This window comes from Paenibacillus algicola (assembly GCF_005577435.1).
Classification (GTDB): Bacteria; Bacillota; Bacilli; order Paenibacillales; family Paenibacillaceae; genus Paenibacillus_AQ; species Paenibacillus_AQ algicola.
Genome location: NZ_CP040396.1, coordinates 3,845,613 through 3,870,341 on the forward strand (window position 1 = coordinate 3,845,613; position 24,729 = coordinate 3,870,341).

The window sequence follows — 24,729 nt, forward strand, 5'->3', positions numbered from 1 at the left end:
TGCACCTCCCTCGGTTAGGTTGTGGAATATTGCATTTTTCTTTCGGCTGCCATTGGCAGGTCGAAGTTCTGAACTAGTGGGTATTCGCGTTCAAATGACACTCGAATTTCACCGGTCATAAGTTTTGGCAAAAGAGAATCCCGAATATCTTCCAACTCAAATGACTCAGTTGTTAGCTGAATCATTTTATCAACTATAGGGTGAAGCACCGCAGTAGCGAATTGATAGACGTTTTGATCTGGAATGAGTACTTTAGATTCCTTAAGATCACTCCTCTTTATATGACCCATTGTTGTTGCTTTATCGCTCGCAATACGTCTGAATTTTTCAATATAGTTTTTTGTCCAAAAATAATAAAACCATTTATCAAATTCCTTGGAAGTAACTTTGAACAAGTGTTGGTTTAATCCGCCGATGCCACCACACCATAATTTGATTTCCAATGTTCCAGACCATGAAAATAAAACATCACCATTATTGACTATATATTTAGCATCAATAGTGGGACTAGCCTTATCACTATCTGAAGATGTTTTTCCCTGATTCAGTTCTTTTATCTTTATTACGGGGATAGAAGCAGACCCTTCTGGTCTGAATTTTTGCATTGCTAATCCATTTAATAAGGTAGCTATGTCATCTAGAGAACGTATCTTCCATCCCTTCGGAATCAACCCCAACTCACTTTCCTCAAACTCACCGCCGCTGGACTTATAAGGTTCACCGTTTTCATTAGGGAACTCAAAGTCCACAAACCAGCGTTTGAAAAGGGCTTGGGCCATTTCTTCAAGACGTTTGTTAATAGCAATATTAAGTTCTAACTTTTCATCTAGCACCTTTAAAGAATTTCCAATATTTTCTTGCTTAGCAATACTTGGTACTAGATATTTGAAGGCTTTAATATCGTTTTGAGTAATACTAGCTTGGTTTGCACTTCCCTGAGCAGTACCTATTATATAATCTTTGAAGAAAACAGATTTAAGAAGATAATATAGATACTGTCGATTAGTCCCTTTCTTTGCCCTTACCCTAACCGCGTTTTGGTTTAATAGAGAATGACTTAATTCAGCTGGCACTTTTATTACTTTTCCTACAACGGAAGCAGGATTGTTTGGCCATGATCCGACTGTCGTTATTACAATGTCATTACTCAATAATTCATATCTTGAGTACTGACCAGCCTTCGAAGCATCAATACAAATGCAGCTATTCACATCAATTGAGTCCCATGTCAGGTTTGAAACCTTTACAACTTTCACTCCAGCATTCTGGAAATCGGCAGACTTGAAAGCAAAACCCTTTTGGAATTCAGCGATTTCATCAAGGGTAACTTCTTCTTTAACATCAAAAATCAAATCCGATCCCTCCAAGCCGCTTACGAATCTCATCTTCCAAATGTCGCGATTTAGCGAACTGCTCAGCCAGCTCTGATGTAAGTCTAACCATCTTATCCTCAAATGGCTCGCTATCTTCTTCGACATCCTCAATACCTACATACCGTCCAGGTGTCAAAATATATTCATGCTCTTGCACTTCACAAGTTTCGCAGCTTTGCAGAAACCTTTAACATCCTCATATACCCCGGCTTCGGCCTGACCGCGCCAAGCGTGGTATGTATTCGCAATCTTCTTGATATCTTCCGTAGTCAGCTCACGATGCGTACGATCGACCATTTGTCCCATTTTACGGGCATCGATAAACAGAATTTCACCGCGACGATCACGGAGCCCTCTTGGAGCCTTGTTCTTCGCCATGAACCAAAGACAGACAGGGATCTGCGTCGAATAGAATAACTGCCCAGGAAGTGTAACGATACAATCCACTAAATCCGCATTTACCAGCTTGCTCCGAATGTCCAATTCAGCCACTGTACTCGTGGACATTGAGCCATTTGCCAAAATGAAACCGGCTACACCGCTTGGAGCCAGCTTGTTCACCATGTGCTGAATCCAAGCATAGTTGGCATTGCCTGCTGGTGGAATTCCATAAGTCCAACGGGCGTCTTCTGTTAACCGATCGCCGCCCCAATCACTAATGTTGAACGGAGGATTGGCCAGTATGAAATCGGCCTTAAGATTCTTGTGAAGATCGTTATGAAATGTATCCGCATGATGTTCACCCAAGTTACTGTCGAGACCACGGATCGCCAAGTTCATTTTGCACAGCTTCCAAGTCGTCGGGTTTGATTCTTGGCCATACACAGCGATATCTCCGAGCTTACCTTGATGCTCTTCAACGAACTTCTCGCTCTGAACGAACATGCCGCCAGATCCGCAGCAAGGGTCATAAACACGACCCTTAAATGGCTCAATTATCTCAACGAGCAAGCGGACAACGCTGTTCGGCGTATAGAATTCGCCGCCGTTTTTGCCCTCCGCACTAGCAAACTTGCTAAGGAAGTATTCATACACACGTCCGAGTATATCCTTGGAACGGCTGTCTTCATCGCCAACCTTGAACGAGAACAAGTCAATAACTTCACCAAGGCGCGTTTTATCTAGGGCAGGTCTAGCATAATCCTTCGGCAAGACACCTTTAAGCGAGGGGTTTTCCTTCTCGATTTCAATCATCGCTTGGTCAATGATTTGGCCAATTTCCGGTTTCTTCGCATTGTTCTTAATGTAGCTCCAACGAGCATCCTTAGGCACCCAGAAGATATTCGCGGCAACATATTCGTCCCGATCCTCGGGATCCGCATAGGTTCATTCTTCAGTTCTTCATATTTCTCTTCAAAAGCATCCGACACATATTTAAGGAATAGCAGGCCTAATACGACGTGCTTATACTCCGCAGCATCCATGCTGCCGCGCAGCTTGTCGGCCATGCTCCATAATTTTTCTTCAAAACCCAAGTTCGCTGTTACCATTAGCAAGCTCCTCTTTAAATATTCTTTGATAAACTTCTTGTTTCGCTTGTTCCCATCTTACGTGGGCTTCCAGAATAACAGCTTTGTATCGTTTCTTTTCGTCCAAATAATGGGCAACCAATTGATGCTGCTTCTCTTCTGGTAGTGTAGGAATTTCGATTTCTCCAACATCTGAAGGATTCAAGTTCATGACCGTTGTTCCCCGCTGGAAGCTTTGAATAAACGCCATCCCTGTCGGACTCTCTAAAAAAAGCCTTACAAATTGAGCCAATAAATTCGACTTAAACCGAAGTACGATAATGTTGGCGGAGGCAATCACCATTTCTTCGCTGTCGGGGAAGATCGCGAGTTTAATCACGGTTCCTCTGCATGTCATGACCAGATCACCGGGAAGCACTTCATAACGCTTCACCTTACGCTCTTCTTCGTCGATAGTCTCAAGCCCTTCTAACTTAACCTCGCCATCATCCATATTGGAAATATTCAGCACTCTGATCTTACCTGTCTTCAATTCTTGCTTCGAGATTGCTTTACCGCGGAATATATCCGCCATGTTGCGAAGCTTTTCCTTCGGCATGGCTGCCTCCTGGAACGAGCGCAACTTCTCCTGATCTTCGTCGAGCAGTAGATCGATCCTCCAATTGTCCCATAACTGGAACTGATCCGGATGAATCATCACTTCCCGGTCAATCTCCAGATTGTGCTTCCGTATAATTAATCTTCCTATCCGAACCTCTCGTGGACTTTCCTTACCGAATTCCACCTGATATGTCCTAACCGAGGTAAAAGGCCTGAACAAGCCATCCGGAAGCGTATAAATTGATTGAACTGGTGCTTCGATGTTCATCTCTTGTCTCCAGCTTGCGATTGCTCCCCCTTGGAACATCATGCGTGGCGGGAAAGTCACGCTTAGTCTGCCTCTCTCCTGCAGTACAGGCAGCAGGAAACTGACGGCTGCCCCCTCCGATTCTCGAATCGAGATTTCATCTTCATCCTGAAGCTTTAGTCCAAAGGTTGGAATGGACAGAATCGCGTCGAATCTCTCTTCCATTTGCAACGGCTGGTAGATGCTCCCTTGAATTACGGTAATCCGAGGATTCAATTCAAAGTATATTTTCAGTAAACGGCAGAGCATATAGTTTTCCGACAGAAACGTGATGTGAAGATCACCCATGTAGCATTTCGTCTCGTATAGACCTTGTAGAAACTTCTCCGTCTCTGTTATGAGAATGGAGCTAAACTGGCTTTGGTCGCACATTTCGATAAAGCGTTCCATGATTCCGGGATGCGCCATAAGCGTCCCGGTTATTCGATCCTGCTGCAGCGTGCGTAATGCATACTCCAGCAGGTCCAGTTCTTTGCCCGCATGGTACAGCCGGCGGAATAGATCCCGATCCCCAGGGAAATGCCCCAGCTCCCGTTCACCGACTTGCTCTTTCATCCATTGGAGTAGCTCCTCTGCGCTCGCCTCCTGTTCCCATTCGATAGTTTTATGCCGCTCAATCGACTGGCGGGTGCAATTCACTCGAATCGCCTCCCGCAAAAGCTGATCCCTTGAATGAATCTCATGAAGCAAGCATAAATTCCAAAACGATTCAATCACTCAATCACCTTCTTTCTTGCATGACATATTCAATGAAAGATAAGTTTAGGACCTAGAATTTCCGGTTTTGGCCAAAACCTCATCCGGAATAATTCCTAAAAAATAATTTTCAATGTATTCCCAGAATCGATCGTTGTCCACTTCATTTTCGAACAAGTGGGTTAACATCGCCACAGATAGGTAATGCCTTTCTTTTACATTCTCCAAAATATAGTTTATATATCTCGCTGGGTTTTGTATGCTGCGTTCGATTTGCATACGGGAGTTGATACGAAGGAATATTTCGGGATTATCCCCGCCATTCACGCGATAGATCAAATTGCCCAGAGCTTCTAGTATACCAAGAAGAATAAATGTTTTCTCTACTTTCTCGGGGCTTACCTTCGGCAAGAACATTGTAACGTGACTTGGTTCGGTATTGATTTGCTGTCCTTGGTTGAGGATTTGTCTCCATTCAATCTTGATCCAATCCAGAAATCCCGCATACCCACTGTTCTGGATGGAGTATTTCTCCTTCGATTCGCTATACTTCATAAATCGCTGATAGAAGTTGGAATGTTTCTGCATAATCCGATCATAATGGTCCGCACTATGAATCAGAATTGAGGCCAGATTTTCACAAAAATATTTATCGCCCTTTATTTTCTTCTTCAACTCTGCCGCAAATTCTGATATGGAGAAGTAGCTTCGTTCCTTGGCGTATGCGCCGAATATATCCGCGATTAGCTCTAATTGATGGTTCAGCTCATTCGTGAACTGATCACGGTGTACTGATTTAAGCACAAGTTGCAGCTGTAAGACGGGCAGAAGATTAACTAAAAAAGGCAGTCCTAGATCCTCATCTTTCGAATGAAATTTATATTTGAATTGAGGAAATGATAAGCTCTGAAACCGCGATTCCCACAAATTCTTCATATCACAGGTGTAGATATTGCCATACACCGTCTTATGTCCTTCTGCAACCTTTTTAAAGTATCTACCGTATCGCTCCAGAATTTGCTGCTCTTGATCTTTCTGTATCATAAAGTACTCTTTTGCAAATACACTTCTCGGACGAGCGATAATAGGCGAGTACCCCATTTTGGCTTTAAAATCCTTCTCGATAATCAATAAAGCTGTCTTCAGCTTATTATCGACTTCATCACTAGCCTCGGCGCCTTGCTGGAATATATATCGAAATTCCTCCGCATTGACAAGAAGATGACGCACATTGCTGCTGTGCTTATTTTCGTTAATAAGTTGAACAACTTTTGCCATCACTTGAACTAGTTGCTGCTTACGAATTGTCGAGATTCCATGCAGTCGATTAACATGAACGAAGTCCTTGGGCAAGAAATCAAAATAAGCGTATCCCCGCTCCAGTGCCCTTGCAGCACGTCCAATCTCCTGAACATAGTCACATACATTCCCAGTTGGGGCGAAGTGATACACATTCACAATGTCGGGTAGATCGATACCCATTCCGAACGCTTTGGTTGCAAGCATGACTAGCGATTCACCCTCCTTGAACCGTTTGTAGTTTCCGTTTTTGAGATCTTTAGAGAGAGGACCGTAATAAGACGTAAGATGTTGACGCAATCGCTCGCTCGCAAAGATCTTGCTGAATTCATGAAACTGATTAATTAATCCGACTGTGGGGAAATAGACAAGCGTTTTTTCGTCTTTGGCCAGGTATTGTTCTAACCTGAATACAAGCACCTTGAATTTATCCTCCAGATATTCCTTAAACCTTTCCTTCGACTGGCTGGATTTCTTAATGCGAACCTCCAGATCATCCCGCTTCACATATCCAAAGTAGCTAATGGGATTAATGAGATTTAGGCTGTCTCTTGTTTCCGCGTACATATCCTCTACTCCGCCATAAATTGCAGTTGCAGTAAAGGTAGCAATGGGGAACTGCATTTCCTTCTTGCGTAGGCGTTGGAGGTAACTCCCCAAATACCAGTAGTCCGAGCGAAATGCTTTCCCCCATGTTGTGACGATATGTGCCTCGTCGATCACGAACAGACCTATCTCTCGGTCTCCGATTAATTGCGCAATATCGGAGCGACTAAGTAGCGTCTCTGGCGAAATATAGAGAATGGAAATTTCTCTTGTCCGAATCCGTTCAATGATGCCCATCTTCTCAACCGGCGTAATTTCAGAATTAATCGTTGCGGACATGTGCACATTGCGATCCATCAGGCCTTGTACCTGATCCGTCATCAAACCGATTAACGGAGAGATAACGATGGTCATTAGTCCATATTTTTCAGCAAGGTAAATAGCGGGTACTTGAAACATAACCGATTTGCCTGCACCGGTTGGAGAGGTCACGAAGATGTCGCGATAGCTCTCTCCCTGATGCGCTAATGTAGCCTGCTGCACGATGCTGTCAATGACCTGACTTTGAGGAATAAAGACCGTTTCCTTCTTAAATTCAGGATCATGAATATCTTTGTACATTCGTAAGTCGCGGAAACTCGTATAATTCCAGTACTTCTCGAGTACGCGCAAATATTCTGTCTCATATAGCTGAGGTACAAGTGATGTCGTCTTGGTAGTAAGTACAAACGTAATATGAGGAAGTAGGCTTTGTAGAAGCTGAATTCGCGCGCGATAACGATGAATTGATACACTTAGATCTCCCGTGTAAGAGATCCGAACTTCTTGTTGCTCGGTTGCTGTATTCGATAACACTCGTGCTATTAGTCCAACCAGTACATCTTCTTCTTCTACAAGCTCAAGTTCTGCTGTGTCGTCATTTGCCAACTTGCGCTCTGGAAGATCGAGGTCGGGAATTGAATAGTAATCAATCGCCGGTTCGGAATCAGCGTATACAATAAACCAGTTATTATCGATTTTCTTTAACGTTCCATAATATTTCTGAAAGATTTCAAAGTCCGGATCCTGCTCAGGCTCTTCTGTGGAATTCTCATCCTCGAAATAAGTGATAAACAACCTCTCCGCGGCAGGGATACTATATAAACAAGGAAAGGTGCGGTGATAAACATTGTTTTCATAGATCATGATGTTGAAGTAAAGGGACAGTACTTCTGTTCCTATGACTTGATATTCCTCATAGGTGCACCAAGCAGCCTGATTGATTTGGTGAAGCGATTGGAACATCTCCGGCAGAATCGATGCTTTAGCTTGATCGAGCTCATGAATTGAAATTGTAACTGAATACGGAATCAGCTTGCGCAAAGGCATCGTTTCGAAAAATGAAGCTGGAAACCCTTTGAATACAAAAAGCACCTTTTGGTTCGAATCCTGCATCATTCGCAAGAGATCTTGTTCGATTCTTTTATAATTGTTCATCCTGTCAACCTCCCATTGGTTCTGGCCAGTAGTAGTCATCGCGGTTTGCCCTTTTTCTCATTTTATTTGCTAATTTCTTCAATGCCTTGGCTTCTATCTGTCTGATTCTCTCTCGCGTTACTCCGAACTGTTCCCCTACTTTCTCGAGTGTTTTCGGTTTGCAATCACCAAAACCGAACCGTTCCAGAATAACCTCTTGTTCCCGTGGTTTGAGATGAGTGCTTATCAATTCATGAAGCAGCTTCTTCAAGTCGTGCTGCTCTGCCAAAAGTGCAGGATCAAAATAGATTTTACTGTACTCGCCCAATAACCGATGCGTCTCCAGACTTATAAATTGACTTAGTTCCGACTCTTGACCATCCTCCGAAATATTCTGTTCGGTGGACGTCATCCCTAACACCTGATGCTCAACGATCTTGGCTCGCTCGTATTGGGCTGCAGAAATGCCAAGTTGCATAATTATCGTCTGTTGGTCAGGGATGTTATTCTCCACTTCGTAAGCTTGTTCTTCCCGCCGGATCTTCTGAATCAGTTCAAACATATGTACCGGCACTCGAATCATTGTTCCCGTATCGACGATAGCCCGTATTATACGTTGCCGTATCCACCAAACAGCGTAAGTCGAGAATTGAACATCCTTGGTCACATCAAACTTTCTAATAGCGTCCATTAGCCCTATTGTACCTTCTGATACTAGGTCATCATAGGAATGTTGGTGATTGGAATATCTTAAATACTTCGAGGCCAACTTATGAACAAGTTTCATGTTATCGACAACTAGCTGTTCGAACTCTAGATTGTTACGAGTCTCATGGTACCCTTTCAGTAGGATAGTATTTCTCGAGTAAACACTCTGAATGGATGAGTTATCCATTACCTTCGGGTCAGAGACCGGCTTCCATTCCATATTTAAAATGTCATCAATACTCGGTTCTTCGTTTGCTTCCTTGGACTGGTCATTGTGCAGGATATTCTGGAAACCCATAATCTCAAGAAACATCTCGACGTCTTCGTTCTCTAGTTGCTCATCAGATAAGGATTGCAGAAGAGCCTTCGCCTCGGCAAAAGGAATTGTCTGCTTATCAGGAAAAGTACGTTCAAACACTTGCTGTACCTCGCGAATACTTTTGCCCATTTGAAGTCCTCCTTAATTACCAAAAACACCCTATACGAATATTACCATAATGAAATTTGATATTTCAATATCAAATTATAGATCGGTGAGAATTTTAATGGAATCACTCCCCTGAAAAAGAAGTTTTCGTATCAGCTATAACTTGCTCGGCATGCACACGACTTTCCAATTGTTTAGTGAGCAACTCCAGGAAAAGAATCTAAAGTCGAGTTCCTGAGGTCTTTTTCTCATATACGAATCGTCATCAAGTCGCGAAGGATTGTTACATTTCCTATGTAGTCAGTCGTACACCCGTTCTCCTATCTCAAGAGCATACCAAAATAAGAAAAAGCCGATCGAATATCAGGAATTGATACCCGAAATTCGTCGGCTCAGTTGTATACTTATTTCGAGTGAATGATGGGCAATTTACTTAAAATGCAAATCCACATGAGACTTGAACATGGTAAAATCCAGGCAAGATCGTGAACGTGAGAATATAGCGCATTGTAATCAAATCCAGCTAGAAGCAATCGTGGTAATTCATTGCTGAGATAGAACCAATTTGGTTCTTTACGTCATTAACTTACCTGCAAGTCTAGAGGCCCACTCGCGAATCGTATCACTTTGATAATGCTTTAATTTTTCAATATTCATGGTCTCGCATTGGTTAAGAACTGATTGATCCCAATGTCCACCTTTTTGAACCAATCCATCGAGAAGCTGCCTTATGTTTCGCTCTATTTTCCTAAATGACAACTGATTTCTTGGACGGAGAATAAGTGTAGAAATCGACCAATCATCCGGTCTTGCCACTTCGATAATATAGGATGACGTGATTCCATTAATCACCTGAACTATGGCACATGTTCTGCGTGCGCCGTTCATACAGACAGAGAATCGCTTACCAGGCGGCACTCTTACTACTGACATCCTGACTTTCACTTGAAATGTCTTCTTCAACATTTCAATCATCAGAAAAAATGGTTCAAGACCGATTGCATCGGACGCTAGAATCGTCTCGAGTGTCTGAAAGTCGATAGGTGGGGTATCCCCGCCAGCCATGGAATCCTGAGTACTGACTTCTTCAGAAGCAGCTGTATGTTTTCCCCCGCGTCCAGTCGTCACGATGACTTCATTTCCTGTATTTGAATGTCTTACGCTGGTTCGACGAGTCTCCACTAAAGGATAATTGGCAAACTGCATTATTGTAGGAGGAGTCTCTAAAACATCTTGATTTGAATCCTCTTTGGCGTTATCGCTTTGATCGTTCAGTACATAGTCCGAATTTTTAGAACCAGGAATCATACGAATCGCCTTGTCACCCGAGCTCCATTCACGGCGTTTCTTAGAGGGATGCCAAAAGAGAATCTCATTTGATGGGTGCTGAAATCCGCCTATGGCAATGATCTCTTTGACAAGCACATAATCGATAAATTGCACACCGCGTGTATGCATTTCAATAGGGCCTATGGGTGGAAGATCAATAGTTAGAGGTACACCTTTCTTTAAGGTAGCGGATGGATTATAGGGTGAACTTTTAACTGCATGACTGAACATACCCTGATAAACAGAATCCCACAAGGACCGAATCATCGGGTCTGTGTAGATCCATGAGAGGTGGCGAACGTTGCTGTCTGTAGCCAATTTGGCTGGAACTCGATTGCTCAAGTCAAAATGCAATGTTCCCCCCAATGAATATCTATTATCGATTAACAAATCCAAGCCATGAGGTTGGAGCAAATAGTAGGCTAAGTACCTTGAGTTAATAAACAGAGCTCTAATCAATTCAATTACTGGTATACAGTATGTAAGACCATTCGATTGATACTGAATGACATTTTGCAACCCGAGCTCAGGATTTTTACCAAAATCAATCAAACGTTTAGGCAGCTTAAAACCGTTGGTCACAGTGCCTTGGTTGAGAGCATCTATGGTAATGTGGAATGCCGATCCATTCATAGGTGTAATCTGGTCATAAGTCCCGTTTGAATAGATTTGACCAATACGCAAATAAGGAATCGTCCCCCAGGGGTAGGATACTACCTTTATCCTTTCGGCTGATGTTTTGAATGCGACACGAATTCTCCAGTTACCCTTATAATCCATAAACGGCGATCCAAACCAGACTAATTCCGCCTCGTGATTCTCTGGAAAAGGCCAGGATCTTAACGTCAGTGTTGCCATGAAGAAGTCTCCTCTGGTGATGTGAATGGTTGCAATAGTCGGCTTTGACCGATGCATCGATTAATTTCGTCCAATACTTCCTGAGAATAATCAGGTCTTAGTCCTGCAAGCTTCTCCAGCTTCCATCGTTTAATTGGCCACTCTCCAGACAAACGTTCCGCAGCCCAACGTACTCTGCGTATCTGAAACTGGGATACAGATTCTACATAGATTGATAAAACACTCATCGTTACGGGAAGCTTATGTTGATACTTCTCTAGCCAGCTAAGCTTCCCGATTCTCTTGCCAATCAAGGTAATTGTAATACGAACTGGCTTGGAGTTACTTAGATGGCTTTACATACCTGTTCAACATTCCAACTTAGCTCCAAATCACGTTTTTCCCAGTCAACACGCATGCGGGGGGACTTCCTTGTATTTTTCGGAGTAGGGGCCGTTCCACTCTTCTTAGCGTGCTTTGGTTTAAGTGGAACTTCTCGTACCGGCGATTTCCCGTTGGCATACTTGATGACAGTATTCGTATCCACCCCAAGCCTCTCAGCAGTTGAGCGATAGGACATCCCTTCTTGCATGCATTGCTTAAGCTTATCCGACCATATTGGACCGAACGACTTGATTCTTCCTCGATAGTACTTTTCTTCTTCAGACCTATCAGGACCACGACGAGAATAGGAGAATCCGCATGAACATACAAATGTGCCAACAGGTTGCCCTGTATCTGAGCAACGGGTGATATCACACTGCGTAACAACTAAATTTTTATAATGGTCAGCCGCCTTATTTAGACAGGGCCAGGGTGCATTACCAAATGGAGCGTTTGTAACGTCCGTGCGATTAAGAAATTCACGAAATGATCCATATAGAAAGCGGATGAGAAGCAACTGACGTAAAGGATGAACAGCTCGTCGTGCTGTTCGCGTTGATTGCTCCAACCACGAATATCTAACTTCTAATGGATCACTATCTAATAGATCTAACAACTCTCTACCATAAAAAAGAACGGGCTGCTCGCAAAGCTTCTGTTGGCGGATACGTGATAATACAGTAACGAATCCCTTCTCTGTTAATCGTGGCAGGATAGCCTTTCTTAAGTCATATAAAGCCGGCAGTTTGTTCTGCTGAACGAGTAAATGAATGTCTTCAGCAATATCTGATAGGCGATCAATTAGTTTATTGGGTAAATCTTCAATGACAGCAATCGAACGAAACATATGTCTAGATATCGGCAAAACATTTAAACCATGTCTATCCGATAATGGACTCGTTAGCTCATGCAGAACTCTCCTGTGGTGAGGACAGAGATACACACCTGGCAATTGATGAATTCGATGCCAGTAGGGCTCACCATAACGTTGAATGTCTTGTTCGTAACAGGAAGGGCAAAACCACAAGCGATTCGTCTGATCAATCGTGCTTGCTGTTATGCCTACTAAAGCATGAATGCCCGATCCATCCGTGCTTCTCATAAGTGCCTTAACCCGTATAGCTAGGGAGTCCGGTAAGAAAGGGGCATAGTAAGTGTAGAAGGTGTGCCTGTTAATCCATTCATCAGCCATGATCTGAACTACGTTTCTTCTCGACAATGCATCCAGATGGCTTGGAAGATCGATCGTAGGAATGACATTGTCAGTGCCGAAAACTTCTCTTAATGTCCATTTAGGACTCGTATTATTTGATCTAATGTGATACCTGGCGATCACACTATACAAGAGTTCGTCAGGGTATGGGATTGGAAGTGCACACCATTCATTCAACTTTCATCACCTATCCGTGAAACTCCATTGGATTTTTAATATAACCCGCAGCCTTTAACGAGTCATAGGCAGACATTTTCTTCTTTCGGCCTTGGGATACAATGAGCCGCAAGTCGCTTGGATTCGACCGTATTACCTTTGGCTTCGTCTTACTACGGTGCTGCGATGAGTTATTCGCCAAAGCACTTTGCTTCTGCAATGCCACTTTAAGTGCCTAATTATGAAGATCGATTTCATCCAATTCATGAAGATGAAGTTTCGTTACCTCTTCCGCAGCTTGAGAAGCTATTGCTTGTGTCACACCTGCCTCAATTAGCCATGCACTGACTTCATTTATCGTCTGTTCAGTGACGTCATAGCCAAGTTCTGTTCGAATCACTTCTAACCGCTCTGCTTGCCTTTGTTCAGCTTCAATGCGATCCAAATAATCGTCGATGGAAACACTGTCATAAATATCAGCGAATTTCTGGATTTGAGCTTTCTTACCTGAGCGTAGAGCCTCTAAAGCTGGCCTAATCAAGGTGAGTCGATCCTTTGCCACGGAGCGAATTAGCCCCGGCGTAACCGATTCGAGTTCTTTATCCAAAGCTCTCCATTGCGTTAGCATGAATAGCTTGATGGCAATATCCGATATGCCTTGTGACTCTTCATACATGACATCAATGAACTCTTGATCCAACTCGACTTTCTTGTCCGTCCACTGGTACTTCCACAACCCCTGAAGCAACCAGTTCCATTCCTCATCTTTCTTGAAGTGATGCCATGTGGCATCTCCTTGACCACTATTCCGTCTAGCATTACGAAACTCGCCGTTCAATGCAGGAAGAGCTTTGTAGGTTCCGACAAGAATAACTGGCAGCCCAATGGTATTAACTAATTGAACAAAGAAATTAAGCATTTGAGCAGCGCGGTCATCCTTAGCTTCTTGAAGATTCTGAATTTCATCAATGACAAGTACCCCAAGGCAGTGGACTGCCGCAGCTTGTGCCATCAGAGGAAGTAACTCATCCGGGTTCTTGGTTACATTTTTCTTGTAATATTTTGTTCCGACGAGGCTGTCTACTGCTAACAAGAAGTTTAGACATAGTCCTCTTATGGATCCATCATGAGGGCAATCCATCTTCAACCAAACAATTTGAAAAGGAGCAGGCATGTCCTGCCCTCTATATTTGCGATGCAGAATGACTTGCGGATACATTTGCAGAATTCGCAACAAACTGCTGGACTTACCAATCCCGGATATGCCAACTAAGGCAAATCCAGCAGAGGTTGGAGTATTAACTGGGTAACCGCTTGTATTGCCCTGCATAATGAGCTCATAGGCATCCTTGCGAGCTCTGAAAGCGTAATTTAGAGTCAGAGGGTTACGACCTACATAGCCGTCACGAATAAGCCTTGAAATGCTCTGCTGAAGCTCCAGATGTCTGGATAATGGTCGAAAGAAATCGCGAGATATACGTTGAACACAGTGCAACCGGAGATGAACGGGAAGGTCGCGCTCCGAGGCATTGAAGATTGGCTCGGACGCCAGTTCGTTCACAACCGTCTTATCATCCCAAATCGGTGGGAGAGCTTCGAGCAGTGGGTTGTTTCGATAGTCCTCAAGAAGCGGATCTTGGTAATCGGCTTCTACAAACTCGCCGCGGCTGAAATGGAATAACGGAACATCAAATTCACTCATTCATCATCACCATCTTCAAGCAAATAAGCTTTTATTTTAGATAACTTGTCCGCTGGAGGAACATAGGCTTGTTTAGTCTCTGCCTTATCGTTAAGTTTCAATGGAACTACGTTGTTTGTTGAATTGCTTGGTGTTGCGACTTTTTCAGACAACTGGAATGCTTCTTGTTCACGATTAGACGCTTTCTCGTTAGAACGCCGCTGTCTGGTGCCTTTAACACGCTTACTGTTACTTTCCTCACTTTGCTGAATGGCTGTATTCGTTTTCTTGGTTGCCTCATCAACGATAGCCTTTGTTTGTGCGTCGAGCTCAATTTTGGAGAGCATGTTTTTCACTTCCTGATGTCGTCCTTGGTACCGCTCAATCTCGAGCAAATCTTCAACTTCTTCAATTCTCTTATTGAGGTATCGCTCTTCACGTTCCAGTAGAATACAGGTCTCGAAAAGGTGCCCTTCGTCCAACCATAAATAGATTTCATTCGTTGATCGAGGATCGTAGCAGACCTTTACCCGCCAAGTCTTGCCTGCTCTTGCTTTTACAAACCATTGTTCACGCATAGCCAATTCACAACTATAGTGCATACCCTTGAACTGAATACCTGCAGCAGTAACTGTTGCTTCACCTTGACACATTAGATTTAGCTTAACGATATGCTCCGGTTGTTTCTTAAGCCTTCCGTTGCGATTGATGATTCCCCAGTGCCACAAATCTCTTGGAATAGGAGATACTTCGTCAGCCACCATAAACTCATTCCGGTCATACCACAGCATGTGATGATCATTATTATGATAAAGGACAGTTTGAATCATAATTTTCGTAAATTCTCGAAGCGTTAACTTTGCATCCAAACGATAATCTCGTTGTCCACGTTCTCTATAGCGCTCTTTAATCGCTCCTGGAATGAATTGAATGCTCCGCAGATTGGCCAATCTGAACTGTTGTTCAACGATACCTTTCCAGTCGGCGCGATATGGAGGGGCATTTTCCACATCAACACCAAGCACATCAATTAAGTGACTGGGTTTCTCTCCTTCAAGTTCTCCACGATCTGCCGTAAGTTTCTGCGGTAAATGACTGGATACCCATTCTTCAGGTTCGATATCTATTCCATATTGGGCACAAAACTTTACCTTATCGGTTGTCGTATTAGCTAAAGCCATCATTGCACCAATCCAGCTTGGACCTTCAAGTCCAATATAGATACCTGCAATATAGCGACTGAAGACATCAATAACGATATAAATTATCGGGCGACCAATGATCCACTCCCGGCGGTACTCACTCACCAAATACACATCTGCAACGGTCGCATCAATTTGAAACCTAGACCCTGGGCCAAAACTTTCAAACGTGGAGCTTCCAAGTATAGGCCGATAATCTAAGGCATAACGTTTTTCTCCAAGCCGACTTTTGAGCGTATCCTCTAAATTCATTTCTTTCTTGAACCAGTACCTGTACTGTCCAAAACTCGGCAGCTTCTCAGGGGGAGGAAGGATCGGCACCAACGCTTGTCCATCTTGTCGAAATCCGTTAGTAAAGAACTTTTCCAGTGTTTTTTGGAACGCATGTTTGAGAGGAGCCTTCTGCTTATTGTTATAGAACAGTCGGATGCCAGATCGAAGCAATTGTTTTGTCTCCTCATCGATATTTATGCCTACCGGTTCATCTTCAAATTTTCGCGGACGACCGCGCTTCACATCTCCCGGTGATCTCTCAGTTCCACAGCTACCACTATTATTGAAGTGGGGCAGAAGAGCATTCTTCATCTTTCCACCTTGCCAGTACCTTCGTAGGTAGCGGTAAATCGTACTTTTATGTAATCCCGTTCGCTCCTGCGATTCTCTTACTCGTAAGCCTCGGAAATTCTTATCGAAACAGCCCGGTTCATCCATAACGATGTCTTTAATTACGTCCCACGCTTTATCTCTAATGGTCAGATACTCTTCATTAATGTCCTTATCCAGTAAAGGTATATTTCCATTTATCCATTCGACTGTCTTGAGAAGATTCGATTCGAAGCCTGCAACGTACTCGTAATAAGTTTTCATAATTGGGAATGCCTTGTCATCTTCCATTACAATACTGAAAACCACGTCGTCAGAAGGGGAAATCCACAATATACGTTCTAAATGCCGATCTTCTGAATCAGACGATAACCATTCCACGACCATATTTTCATAAATAGCCTGCATTATAATCACCCTCCTTTTGCTTCAAGTCTATATTCAGGAGTTGCTATCTTAAACTCTTTCGCAGGGAGAGTCGGAATGATTCTTTCATTCATATTTACAGACCACTTTTTACGCGCGACAAAATGACGGAACAATGCAAGAGATGTTCCAACTTCTAGTCCTAATCGTTCGTCGCAAGCTAAACAAGCTTTCGATATTGCTTCCCCTTCGTCTAAACGGGCAGCGAGCATTTGTTCTAAATTGCGAATAGTAAACACACCTAGATCAGATACATCCTCGTTATGGTACTCCTTATGAACCCACTCAATATTTCTAATCAGCACATCAGGTAAATCACAGTCAATAATAATGCCCCAATCTATATGACGCGTTTCCCAATAGACCCGTTCAATTTCAAACTTAGCTATCGTTCGTTCATCTTCCATTTCACTAAAAGGCTTCACAGTTCTAGCAACATCTTTGTCTCCATAGGTGATTAGGAAATCTGTAGTCATCACAATTGGAACGCCAGTCTTAGGATCACGCGGATGATTTACTCCGATTTTTTCTGCAATCATCAACGTTTCCTCTAGTGGCAGTAGAGGAAACTGCTCACGGATATCCGAAACCTGATCTGCATAATCAAGAAGATAGCAATAATCACGCTCAGTATCTGAAAGAAGCTCGTGTCTTCGGCCAGTCGTCCAGCCTACGCCACGAGTTGCTCTGCCTTCCGATGGAACGTCCTGAATCTTGAGCCAAGGAAGATAGTCTTTACCGGTACCTTGACCTCTGCCTTCCTTAATCATCTTCTCGATTTTCGCTTCGGTTAGTTGCCTTTTCCGTTTTGCCATTCATTCACCTCAGTTGTTAGTAGGCTCATCCGAATGTCTCTGATCCTCTGGAATGGTTTCTTTCACAGCCTGCCGCTGTTTCCTTAAAGTCACTAACCTTTGAAACTCCAGATAGTACGCATCGAGTTTCGCTGAATTAACCGGTATGTGATCTATCCTTATGCATACGACAGACTTGCCATCATTCAATATGACTTCTATTTGATCTGCTTGTTCCTCATGACTTCTTACGGATACTGGCCAGCCTCCAATGAACTCCGAATGCTTAAACCATTGATGTCGAACCGCCCAAGAGCAAGAATAGATTTTCCCATCAAACCAGATCCCGCTTGGAGTGACGATTCCTATGTCCAACTTTTCTTCTTTCATGGTAACACCCCGCATTTTTCGGTAATGTTATCATGATTACACTTTTCGGATTTTTTAATCCGTAAACGGATATTTATTTTTCCTTAGCTTGATATGTATGATTTCAAACAGTTCGTCTTTTTCACGGGTAGGGAGGGATCGAATACTGTCGAGCAGTTCCAATTCCTCATTTGATACATTGGTTTGAACAGAAGTCGACTCAACGTCATCTACAAGCAGCCAATTCAAGTCGCATTTGAATTTACTTCTGAGTGCAATAATCGTTTCACATGACGGGAGACAAACACCGCGTTCAATATCACTCAGCGTCCCTTGAGAGACTCCAATCCTAACCGAAAATTCTTTTTGATTTAATTCATTTGATTTTCGGATAAATCTGACTTTCTCACCTAGATTCAACTGTATCAGCTCCAGAAAACAAAAATCCCCCGTAATTAGTTACAATTACGGGGTTCAAGCTCATGATGTCTGTTATTTGGAGTAAATGCTGTCACACCCAGCAGTCTAATACTTTATTTTCGCAGTCTAATACTTTATTTTTCAGTCTAACACTTTATTTTCTTCTAACAACTGTTGAAGAACATTATAGTAATGAAGTGAAAATACCTGATTTATCAAGGTTTTCTTTCTACTTCTTGAAAAAAGAACTTACATTAAAGTTGTGAAGTATTTGTCACCTCTGATTATGTAGTTACATTAAAGTTGTGAAATCCTGCTTTCAGGAGCCGTTTTACTTTTGGAATATTAATTGTCTGTTTTAGGATAATGCTCAGTGTCCTGGTAATATTTTTAATTTACAATTTAGCCAATTCATTCACTAACCGTTTGTATAATATTGGAATACCTTATTTTCTAAAATATTTCAAAAAATATCCAAATGATCACTAGAACTCTAATCGACTAATTACCAGGATTCGATTGTTGACAACTTCTCTTATCTATTTAAGCAATTTAGGATACATTCCTTCTAATTGGCGCATGTAGTTATCTAGTTTATCCAATACATAAGAAGCGATAGCAGATGGCACATTCCTCTTAGTATAATGAAACTCAATACATATTATTTTTTCATCAGTTTCTAATTTTATGTCTGGTATGATATTAGGTAGCCATGGATGTGTTGTTTCAGCATCGATGGAATACTGCGGAAAAATATCTTTTAAAGCATCTGATATTGTTTTATTAAAAGGCTTGTCACTCCCATCTCTTTGGGGGTTATACTTTGACGCCAAAGCATTAATTTCGAGATAAGCAATTCTCCCCTTTTCGATCGCCCGCTTAGCAGGTCCACTTCGAGTGACACCAAATTGAATTGGCTTATTTTCTAAATACCTAACTATTGAAGGATTAGATAAAAAAGATTTTGCAGTGGAAGTTTTAAGCCAATTTTTATCTATACCTATATTCAGCCAATTAATTTTTGCGTCAAGATTATATTTTTGCCCATAAGCTGCTAATGTAGAAACCAGAGTATGTGTGGGTAAGTGAAATAGCTTCGCTTTAAAAGAACCCGATATTGCTATTTGTAATCGAGTTGGGTTCCAGTATGCCGCTCGTTGATTATCATGTATATATTCATCTAGTTTTGCATGATATGCATCCCATGAATCATCGTGATTTTTTGACTTCCTTATAAATGGTGTCACTAATTCTTCGGCTTCCGGCATCCCGAAAACAAACCAAATTTCAGTCGGTTTTGGAATAGAGCTAAGGATACTATTGACTTTACCAGTTCTATCCATCCATACATCTCTTAACTCAAAGATGTAATCTCTTAAAGTAAACACATCACTTTTGTTGATTAATCTGTTGAGTATATTATCGAAATCAGCATCAGTTAATTGAAAATCTGTGTATGTGTACCCAGTGTTTAAGACCGAAATCGTATTTTTAAGAATGGTGGGAAAATTCTCTATCTCCGGACCTTTAAAATTAATCACTTCTTTATTTCTGTAAAATAAAGTGCCTGATACTGCGGAAGAGTAACTTATCATGTCCTCAACGTCAGTTTGTTCGGTTATAGGCCATATAATCATCACTGGTTTAGTTCTTAGAAGCCCGTTTAAACTTCTAAAGAAAGCTTTTTTATTTTCAGGTGTTTCGTCTGTCAATGACTCAAGATAATCTACTACAAAAAGTAATACTCCATTTTTTTTCGGAGTTACATCCATATTTCTGCATTTTTCATTTAAGGCCTTAAGTAAGTTAGTTAGTTTTGACTCAACAAATTGAGACATGTCAATATTAACAATCTCATTTATAGGGATGTGGTTACGCCATTTCAAAGATTGGATAAAGGTCGATTTACCAACACCGGGGTCACCTTGTAACAATAACAATTTACCTGTTGTTTTTATGCTTCTTGCTACAAGTGCTATTTCTTTTTCCGCTGAAACGACGGGGACAAAGAAATCCATCATCTTACTAAGATTACTAGGTCCCAGTTCACCTTTCATATCCTCAAAAGAATCAGATAAAACGAGTTCTTTAATCATACTTCACCCTCACCCCATGTTGGTTTAACACTCAAATATCACAACCATATTACTATACTCTGGATACCGAATTGAATGAAAACTGCTGAAACAAACCAAAATTTTTAAGTATTGATATAGTTACTCATTCTCACCCAAAAACAAGTCCCGAACAATCTTCATTTAGGGAGCAGTGAAAGCAGTATTACTTCGTAACTATACTGCTACAAGCAAAAACTGATCAATTAGATCAAAATTTAAAGCAGGTATATTCAGGATTACAAAAATCCTTTAGTTCAACTTCTCTATTTTCCTATGTTGTATCCTGTTCATAGTTTCTTGCAATTGATTTGGAGGATATAAGCTTATTCTTGGGAAAGTTAGCGGAAATAATCCAGCATTTGTAGTATAAATACCCGCTAGAGCCGCTCTTGTTCTTCACAGGCAAAAAGCGCTCAACATGTTACATCTCTGGCTGCCCTATCCGAATTGCTATATCTGGAAAGATCACTTTATACATTTATTATTGAAAATAATCTATCTAATTTAGAGTGAAGATCACCATCTATTGATGGAACATTTATAATGAGACGTTCTCTTGCCCTACTTAAAGCAACGTAACTAATTCTGTGTTCTTCATTATTTTTTAAATCAGGTCTTAGAAATATGTTCAACTCAGCAGAAGATTTAAAAACAATAAATACGTTGTCAAATTCATCGCCTTTTGATTTATGGATAGTCCTGTGCTTGCTGTAATCATCAGTAATATTGACACAGAGAGCTAATTGCTCATAGGTGTAGCTCTCGTAAAATGTTTTAGCTGCACCTTTTCCTAATCGAGATATTTCTGGTCTTACTTCATCTTTTATAAAGGAAAAGAATTCATACAGAGGTTTATCATTATAATTATCATAAGCTTTTAAGAGCATAAAAAGTGACTTTAACGCTAGTTTCTTTCTAGCTTCTTTGTCACCAGTATCTTTTACAATACCTTCAAGCTCTTTAATAGCTTTGGCTATATCCCCTTCGCGAGCATATTCAATTCCTCTTAAACAGGCAACAATTACTTTGCTTCTATACTTGTTACTACTCGAAGATTTATCGATTTCTAATAGTTCATTAATCAACTTGTCGTTTACTACTTCTTTATATAAATCTTTTCTCATGGCATTTGATGTTAGATTGTCACGTGATAAAGAGTAGATCTCTTCGTTACTATTGCAAAGCTCTCTTGCCTTTGAGTATGCAGCCATTCTCTCGCCCAATAAAATGCAAGGTTTATCACCCTCAATATTTCTATACTTCTTCTGCTCTATATCTTTTCGAATTATATTCAACAGATCAATAATGGAGTTTGTACTTCTGCGATTATCCTTCATAACATATGCCAATAATCCAGGTAACAAAAAGGAGGAAAATTGACTGGGATCAGCACCTTGAAAGCTGTAAATAGACTGCGCTTCATCACCAATAATCCCAACAATTGTTTCCTTTGCGCCTAATAGATTTACAATTTTCACCTGAATCGGATTGGTATCTTGGAATTCATCAATATACAAATAAGGAAATTTTGCTCTCAAAACCTCTAATATAAAAGAGTGACTTTTTAGGAGCTGATAGCTAAAAAAAAGTACATCACTATGATCGACAATACCTTTTGACCAGTAAAGTTTTTTATAGGCCAATAACTCAGTGCTGAGAACTTCCAGGCATTTTTTATTTAGATATTTTCTAACTTCTTTATCATCGTTTTTTTCAATTCTATAAGCTTGCTTATTATCCCCTACAATTTCAAGATTTTCATGCTTGTCCAAATGATAAGTCAAATGTTGTAACCATCTAGTTAAAGGGGTTATATTTTCATCTCTCTTAACCAACTGGTTTACAGTATAAGGGTGTTTTAATTGATTGGCGTTAGTATGATTTTCAATCCAATGTATAACTTTTTTAAAATGAACTATTGTATCTTCATGGCCATCCAGTTCTTTTACATTCAAATCACATTCATCTGTAAGTAAATAACCATAAGGTTTAACAATATGTTTGTACAGAAAACTGTGCAATGTTGAAACTTCTACCCGGTCAACATTAGTACCTAAGCGATTTAAAATGGTTTCTACGGCAACATTAGTATAGGTTATGCAAGCAATCTTTCGAGACTTTCTTAGTCTCTGTGACTGATGCAACACGTTCTTAATATGTTGTACAAGCCAGTGAGTTTTGCCTGCTCCCGGTCCTGCAGCTACACGAAAATGAATTTCAATAGGTATGAGCGAATCGGAGTTTATTTCTATCATTGAATTATCCATGAGATAGCTTCCTTTATATAGTTTGGAACTGTAAATTCTTGATAATCGGCTGTCCCTTTTTTATCTAGGTTATCTGCGAGTACATAAGCTAATTCCAATGCGTTTTCTCCCTTTCCAACAGAATTAAGATAACGAGATGCAATTAGACCTTTTACCTTTTGATCTTTCTCCCATGAGCAGTTCATGTTGATGCTTTCTTTAATCCTCTTGTTCTCATCACTTTCTCTCAATATCTGCTCATATTCAGATAACTCTGTATCGCTACTGAACAGCCTCATTAATTCTTTTATCTCATCCTGATTTTTCATGGAGTTTGTAACCAGTAATTCCAGTGAAGGATTATGTAAAACAAAATCATATTCAAATGTTTTTCCTGCAGTTTCATCCTGAGAGAAAATTGCTATATTAGAATATGCGTCACGAGGATATAAGTTAAACGAGGGGTTTCGTTTATACTCATATAGATCTTCCTGCAAGCCATATTCATAAGGATAACATTTACTATAACTTCCCCCCTTGGTTTTCTTCTTCCTCTCAGGATCTCTATCAGTTATGCAAGCAATTTTCTTATGAATCGCATAAGGGTTACTAAGATTAAATAAATAAAGGAAGTGTTCAAAATATCTTCCCCCAACATTTATTACAGCAATATGATTTTCCTCAAATGAAACACCAAGATATCTCGCCATAATCGGTAGTAATAGTTGTTCCGCTATTCCTTCTACTAAAACTACCTTCTGTGCAAATAACATATCTGATTTGGTTGCGTCTAAAAATCGCTGAACGTATTTCTTGCTTTTTTCATTGTCTTTGAAAACTATCCCAGGATAACCTACGCTTGTTTCCCCTCTTTCATTATGTAAGCAGATCATCTCATCTAAAGAAACAGTTGAAGTTATTTGAGTGGAGTGGGTTGTAACAAAAATTTGCCTTACCTTTTTGTCTTTTTTGTTTTTGGTCAAGAATTTCAATAATTGATACTGCATAGCCGGGTGTAGATGAGCTTCAGGTTCTTCAATCGCTAAAATCGGAAAAACTTTTGCATTACTTCCTAAATAACCTCCGTCCGAATTCACCTGCATTTTAGATAGAAGTAATGACATATAGATCAAATTATTGTAGCCTAATCCATTATGAGTTGCTGGAATTTTGATACCGGATTCATATTCTACAATTAACTTTAAGGCCGAAAACAACTCAACATCGGAAATAACTCCTTCAAAATTTGGTTCAGCCTTATTAAATGATGCGCCTGTATCCATTGCATAAGATAATATTTGTTCCTTCCCAAGTTTCATTCTTTCTGAAAGATTTAAAAGCAATGCATCCGCCGCGTCAGTAAAACTTTGTTTTTTAAGCTTGATTTCATGGATTTTCTCCTTTGGCGTTCTCGTATGATCTGATTTAATATCGTAATCCATGAAGAAATCTAATACATCTCTAAGTAATGTATTTCTACCGGAAAGCATATCTCTTTCAACATCTCGGATAGCATCCAAAAATTGAAAATCAAATTTCTTTAATGATTCGCTGTCTGCCACGGTTTGATTGTCAATGTTGCCTCCCCATATCTTATAAATATAAAGTCTCAAAAAATCCTGTTGAATTATTCTCCAAGCTTTATCTACATCGACTACACTGGCAAGCGATGCTGCATATTTTTCAACTTCTTTCTCGGGAAGATGGAACTCATATGTTAGTGTTGCTTCATACGGCTCCTCTAGTTTGGTTAACCAATTAGCTACTGTCACCAAATCATCAGAGTCTAGGTCCTCGTTGTCACTTTGTTTTATAGTCATTCTTATCCGAATTTTTGGAGGAGCAGATTTTAATTCTTCAAGTGAAATACTTTTATTAAAATCGTGTATATCCAATCTTTTTTTTCCATTGGAATCTAGTACTAGAGCTAGAGCTTTAATGAGATTGGTCTTCCCAGCATTATTTTGACCAATGATCACATTCATTCCATCGCTTAAAATGATTGATTTGTTCCGAAAATTCCGATAATTTTCTATCTCAATATTTGATATATACATAAGTATCTCCCTCAA

General features: G+C 40.8%; 14 protein-coding genes and 1 pseudogene. All 15 read right to left on the minus strand.

Features of this window, described 5'->3' with window-relative positions; genetic code table 11:
• Positions 1 to 14 precede the first annotated feature (14 nt).
• The 15 genes and pseudogenes from E6C60_RS17970 to E6C60_RS18040 all read right to left on the minus strand — a co-directional run bounded on the left by E6C60_RS17970 (position 15) and on the right by E6C60_RS18040 (position 24,714).
• Positions 15 to 1,352 (minus strand): restriction endonuclease subunit S, encoded by a 1,338-nt coding sequence (locus E6C60_RS17970; protein WP_175415353.1) that lies wholly within the window; start codon positions 1,350 to 1,352, stop codon positions 15 to 17.
• A pseudogene (locus E6C60_RS17975) lies at positions 1,342 to 2,863 on the minus strand (class I SAM-dependent DNA methyltransferase). The gene E6C60_RS17970 and the pseudogene E6C60_RS17975 overlap by 11 nt, the downstream one beginning before the upstream one ends.
• Positions 2,838 to 4,388, minus strand: coding sequence for a restriction endonuclease subunit S (locus E6C60_RS17980; RefSeq protein ID WP_233281055.1), 1,551 nt, complete (start codon positions 4,386 to 4,388; stop codon positions 2,838 to 2,840). The pseudogene E6C60_RS17975 and the gene E6C60_RS17980 overlap by 26 nt, the downstream one beginning before the upstream one ends.
• A gap of 123 nt (positions 4,389 to 4,511) precedes the next feature.
• Positions 4,512 to 7,766 carry a DEAD/DEAH box helicase gene (locus tag E6C60_RS17985; protein ID WP_175415354.1) on the minus strand — a complete coding sequence of 1,085 codons (3,255 nt, stop codon included), beginning with the start codon at positions 7,764 to 7,766 and terminating at the stop codon, positions 4,512 to 4,514.
• A 4-nt stretch (positions 7,767 to 7,770) separates the two neighbouring features.
• Positions 7,771 to 8,901, minus strand: a complete 1,131-nt coding sequence (locus tag E6C60_RS17990; protein WP_138227083.1) for a sigma-70 family RNA polymerase sigma factor — start codon at positions 8,899 to 8,901, stop codon at positions 7,771 to 7,773.
• A gap of 552 nt (positions 8,902 to 9,453) precedes the next feature.
• Positions 9,454 to 11,067, minus strand: a complete 1,614-nt coding sequence (locus tag E6C60_RS17995) for a Tn7-like element transposition protein TnsE (RefSeq protein WP_138227084.1) — start codon at positions 11,065 to 11,067, stop codon at positions 9,454 to 9,456.
• A 325-nt stretch (positions 11,068 to 11,392) separates the two neighbouring features.
• Positions 11,393 to 12,820, minus strand: a complete 1,428-nt coding sequence (locus tag E6C60_RS18000; RefSeq protein ID WP_138227085.1) for a TnsD family Tn7-like transposition protein — start codon at positions 12,818 to 12,820, stop codon at positions 11,393 to 11,395.
• Between the two features lie 214 nt (positions 12,821 to 13,034).
• Positions 13,035 to 14,501: an ATP-binding protein gene (locus E6C60_RS18005; RefSeq protein WP_233281056.1), complete on the minus strand. Its 1,467-nt coding sequence runs from the start codon at positions 14,499 to 14,501 to the stop codon at positions 13,035 to 13,037.
• On the minus strand, positions 14,498 to 16,693 hold the full coding sequence (locus E6C60_RS18010) for a Mu transposase C-terminal domain-containing protein (RefSeq protein WP_233281057.1): 2,196 nt from the start codon (positions 16,691 to 16,693) through the stop codon (positions 14,498 to 14,500). Before E6C60_RS18010 ends, E6C60_RS18005 begins: the two co-directional genes overlap by 4 nt.
• A gap of 5 nt (positions 16,694 to 16,698) precedes the next feature.
• Positions 16,699 to 17,526 carry a TnsA endonuclease N-terminal domain-containing protein gene (locus E6C60_RS18015; protein WP_138227086.1) on the minus strand — a complete coding sequence of 276 codons (828 nt, stop codon included), beginning with the start codon at positions 17,524 to 17,526 and terminating at the stop codon, positions 16,699 to 16,701.
• A 9-nt stretch (positions 17,527 to 17,535) separates the two neighbouring features.
• A complete protein-coding gene (locus tag E6C60_RS18020) occupies positions 17,536 to 17,895 on the minus strand; it encodes a hypothetical protein (protein ID WP_138227087.1) in 360 nt (119 codons plus the stop codon).
• Positions 17,896 to 17,949: 54 nt separating this feature from the next.
• Positions 17,950 to 18,294, minus strand: coding sequence for a helix-turn-helix domain-containing protein (locus E6C60_RS18025; protein WP_175415355.1), 345 nt, complete (start codon positions 18,292 to 18,294; stop codon positions 17,950 to 17,952).
• Positions 18,295 to 18,833: 539 nt separating this feature from the next.
• Complete coding sequence (locus tag E6C60_RS18030) at positions 18,834 to 20,390, minus strand: P-loop NTPase family protein (RefSeq protein ID WP_138227089.1); 1,557 nt, start codon at positions 20,388 to 20,390, stop codon at positions 18,834 to 18,836.
• A 491-nt stretch (positions 20,391 to 20,881) separates the two neighbouring features.
• Positions 20,882 to 22,678 carry a UvrD-helicase domain-containing protein gene (locus E6C60_RS18035; RefSeq protein ID WP_138227090.1) on the minus strand — a complete coding sequence of 599 codons (1,797 nt, stop codon included), beginning with the start codon at positions 22,676 to 22,678 and terminating at the stop codon, positions 20,882 to 20,884.
• A complete protein-coding gene (locus E6C60_RS18040; protein ID WP_138227888.1) occupies positions 22,663 to 24,714 on the minus strand; it encodes an ATP-dependent nuclease in 2,052 nt (683 codons plus the stop codon). The genes E6C60_RS18035 and E6C60_RS18040 overlap by 16 nt, the downstream gene beginning before the upstream one ends.
• Positions 24,715 to 24,729: the final 15 nt, after the last annotated feature.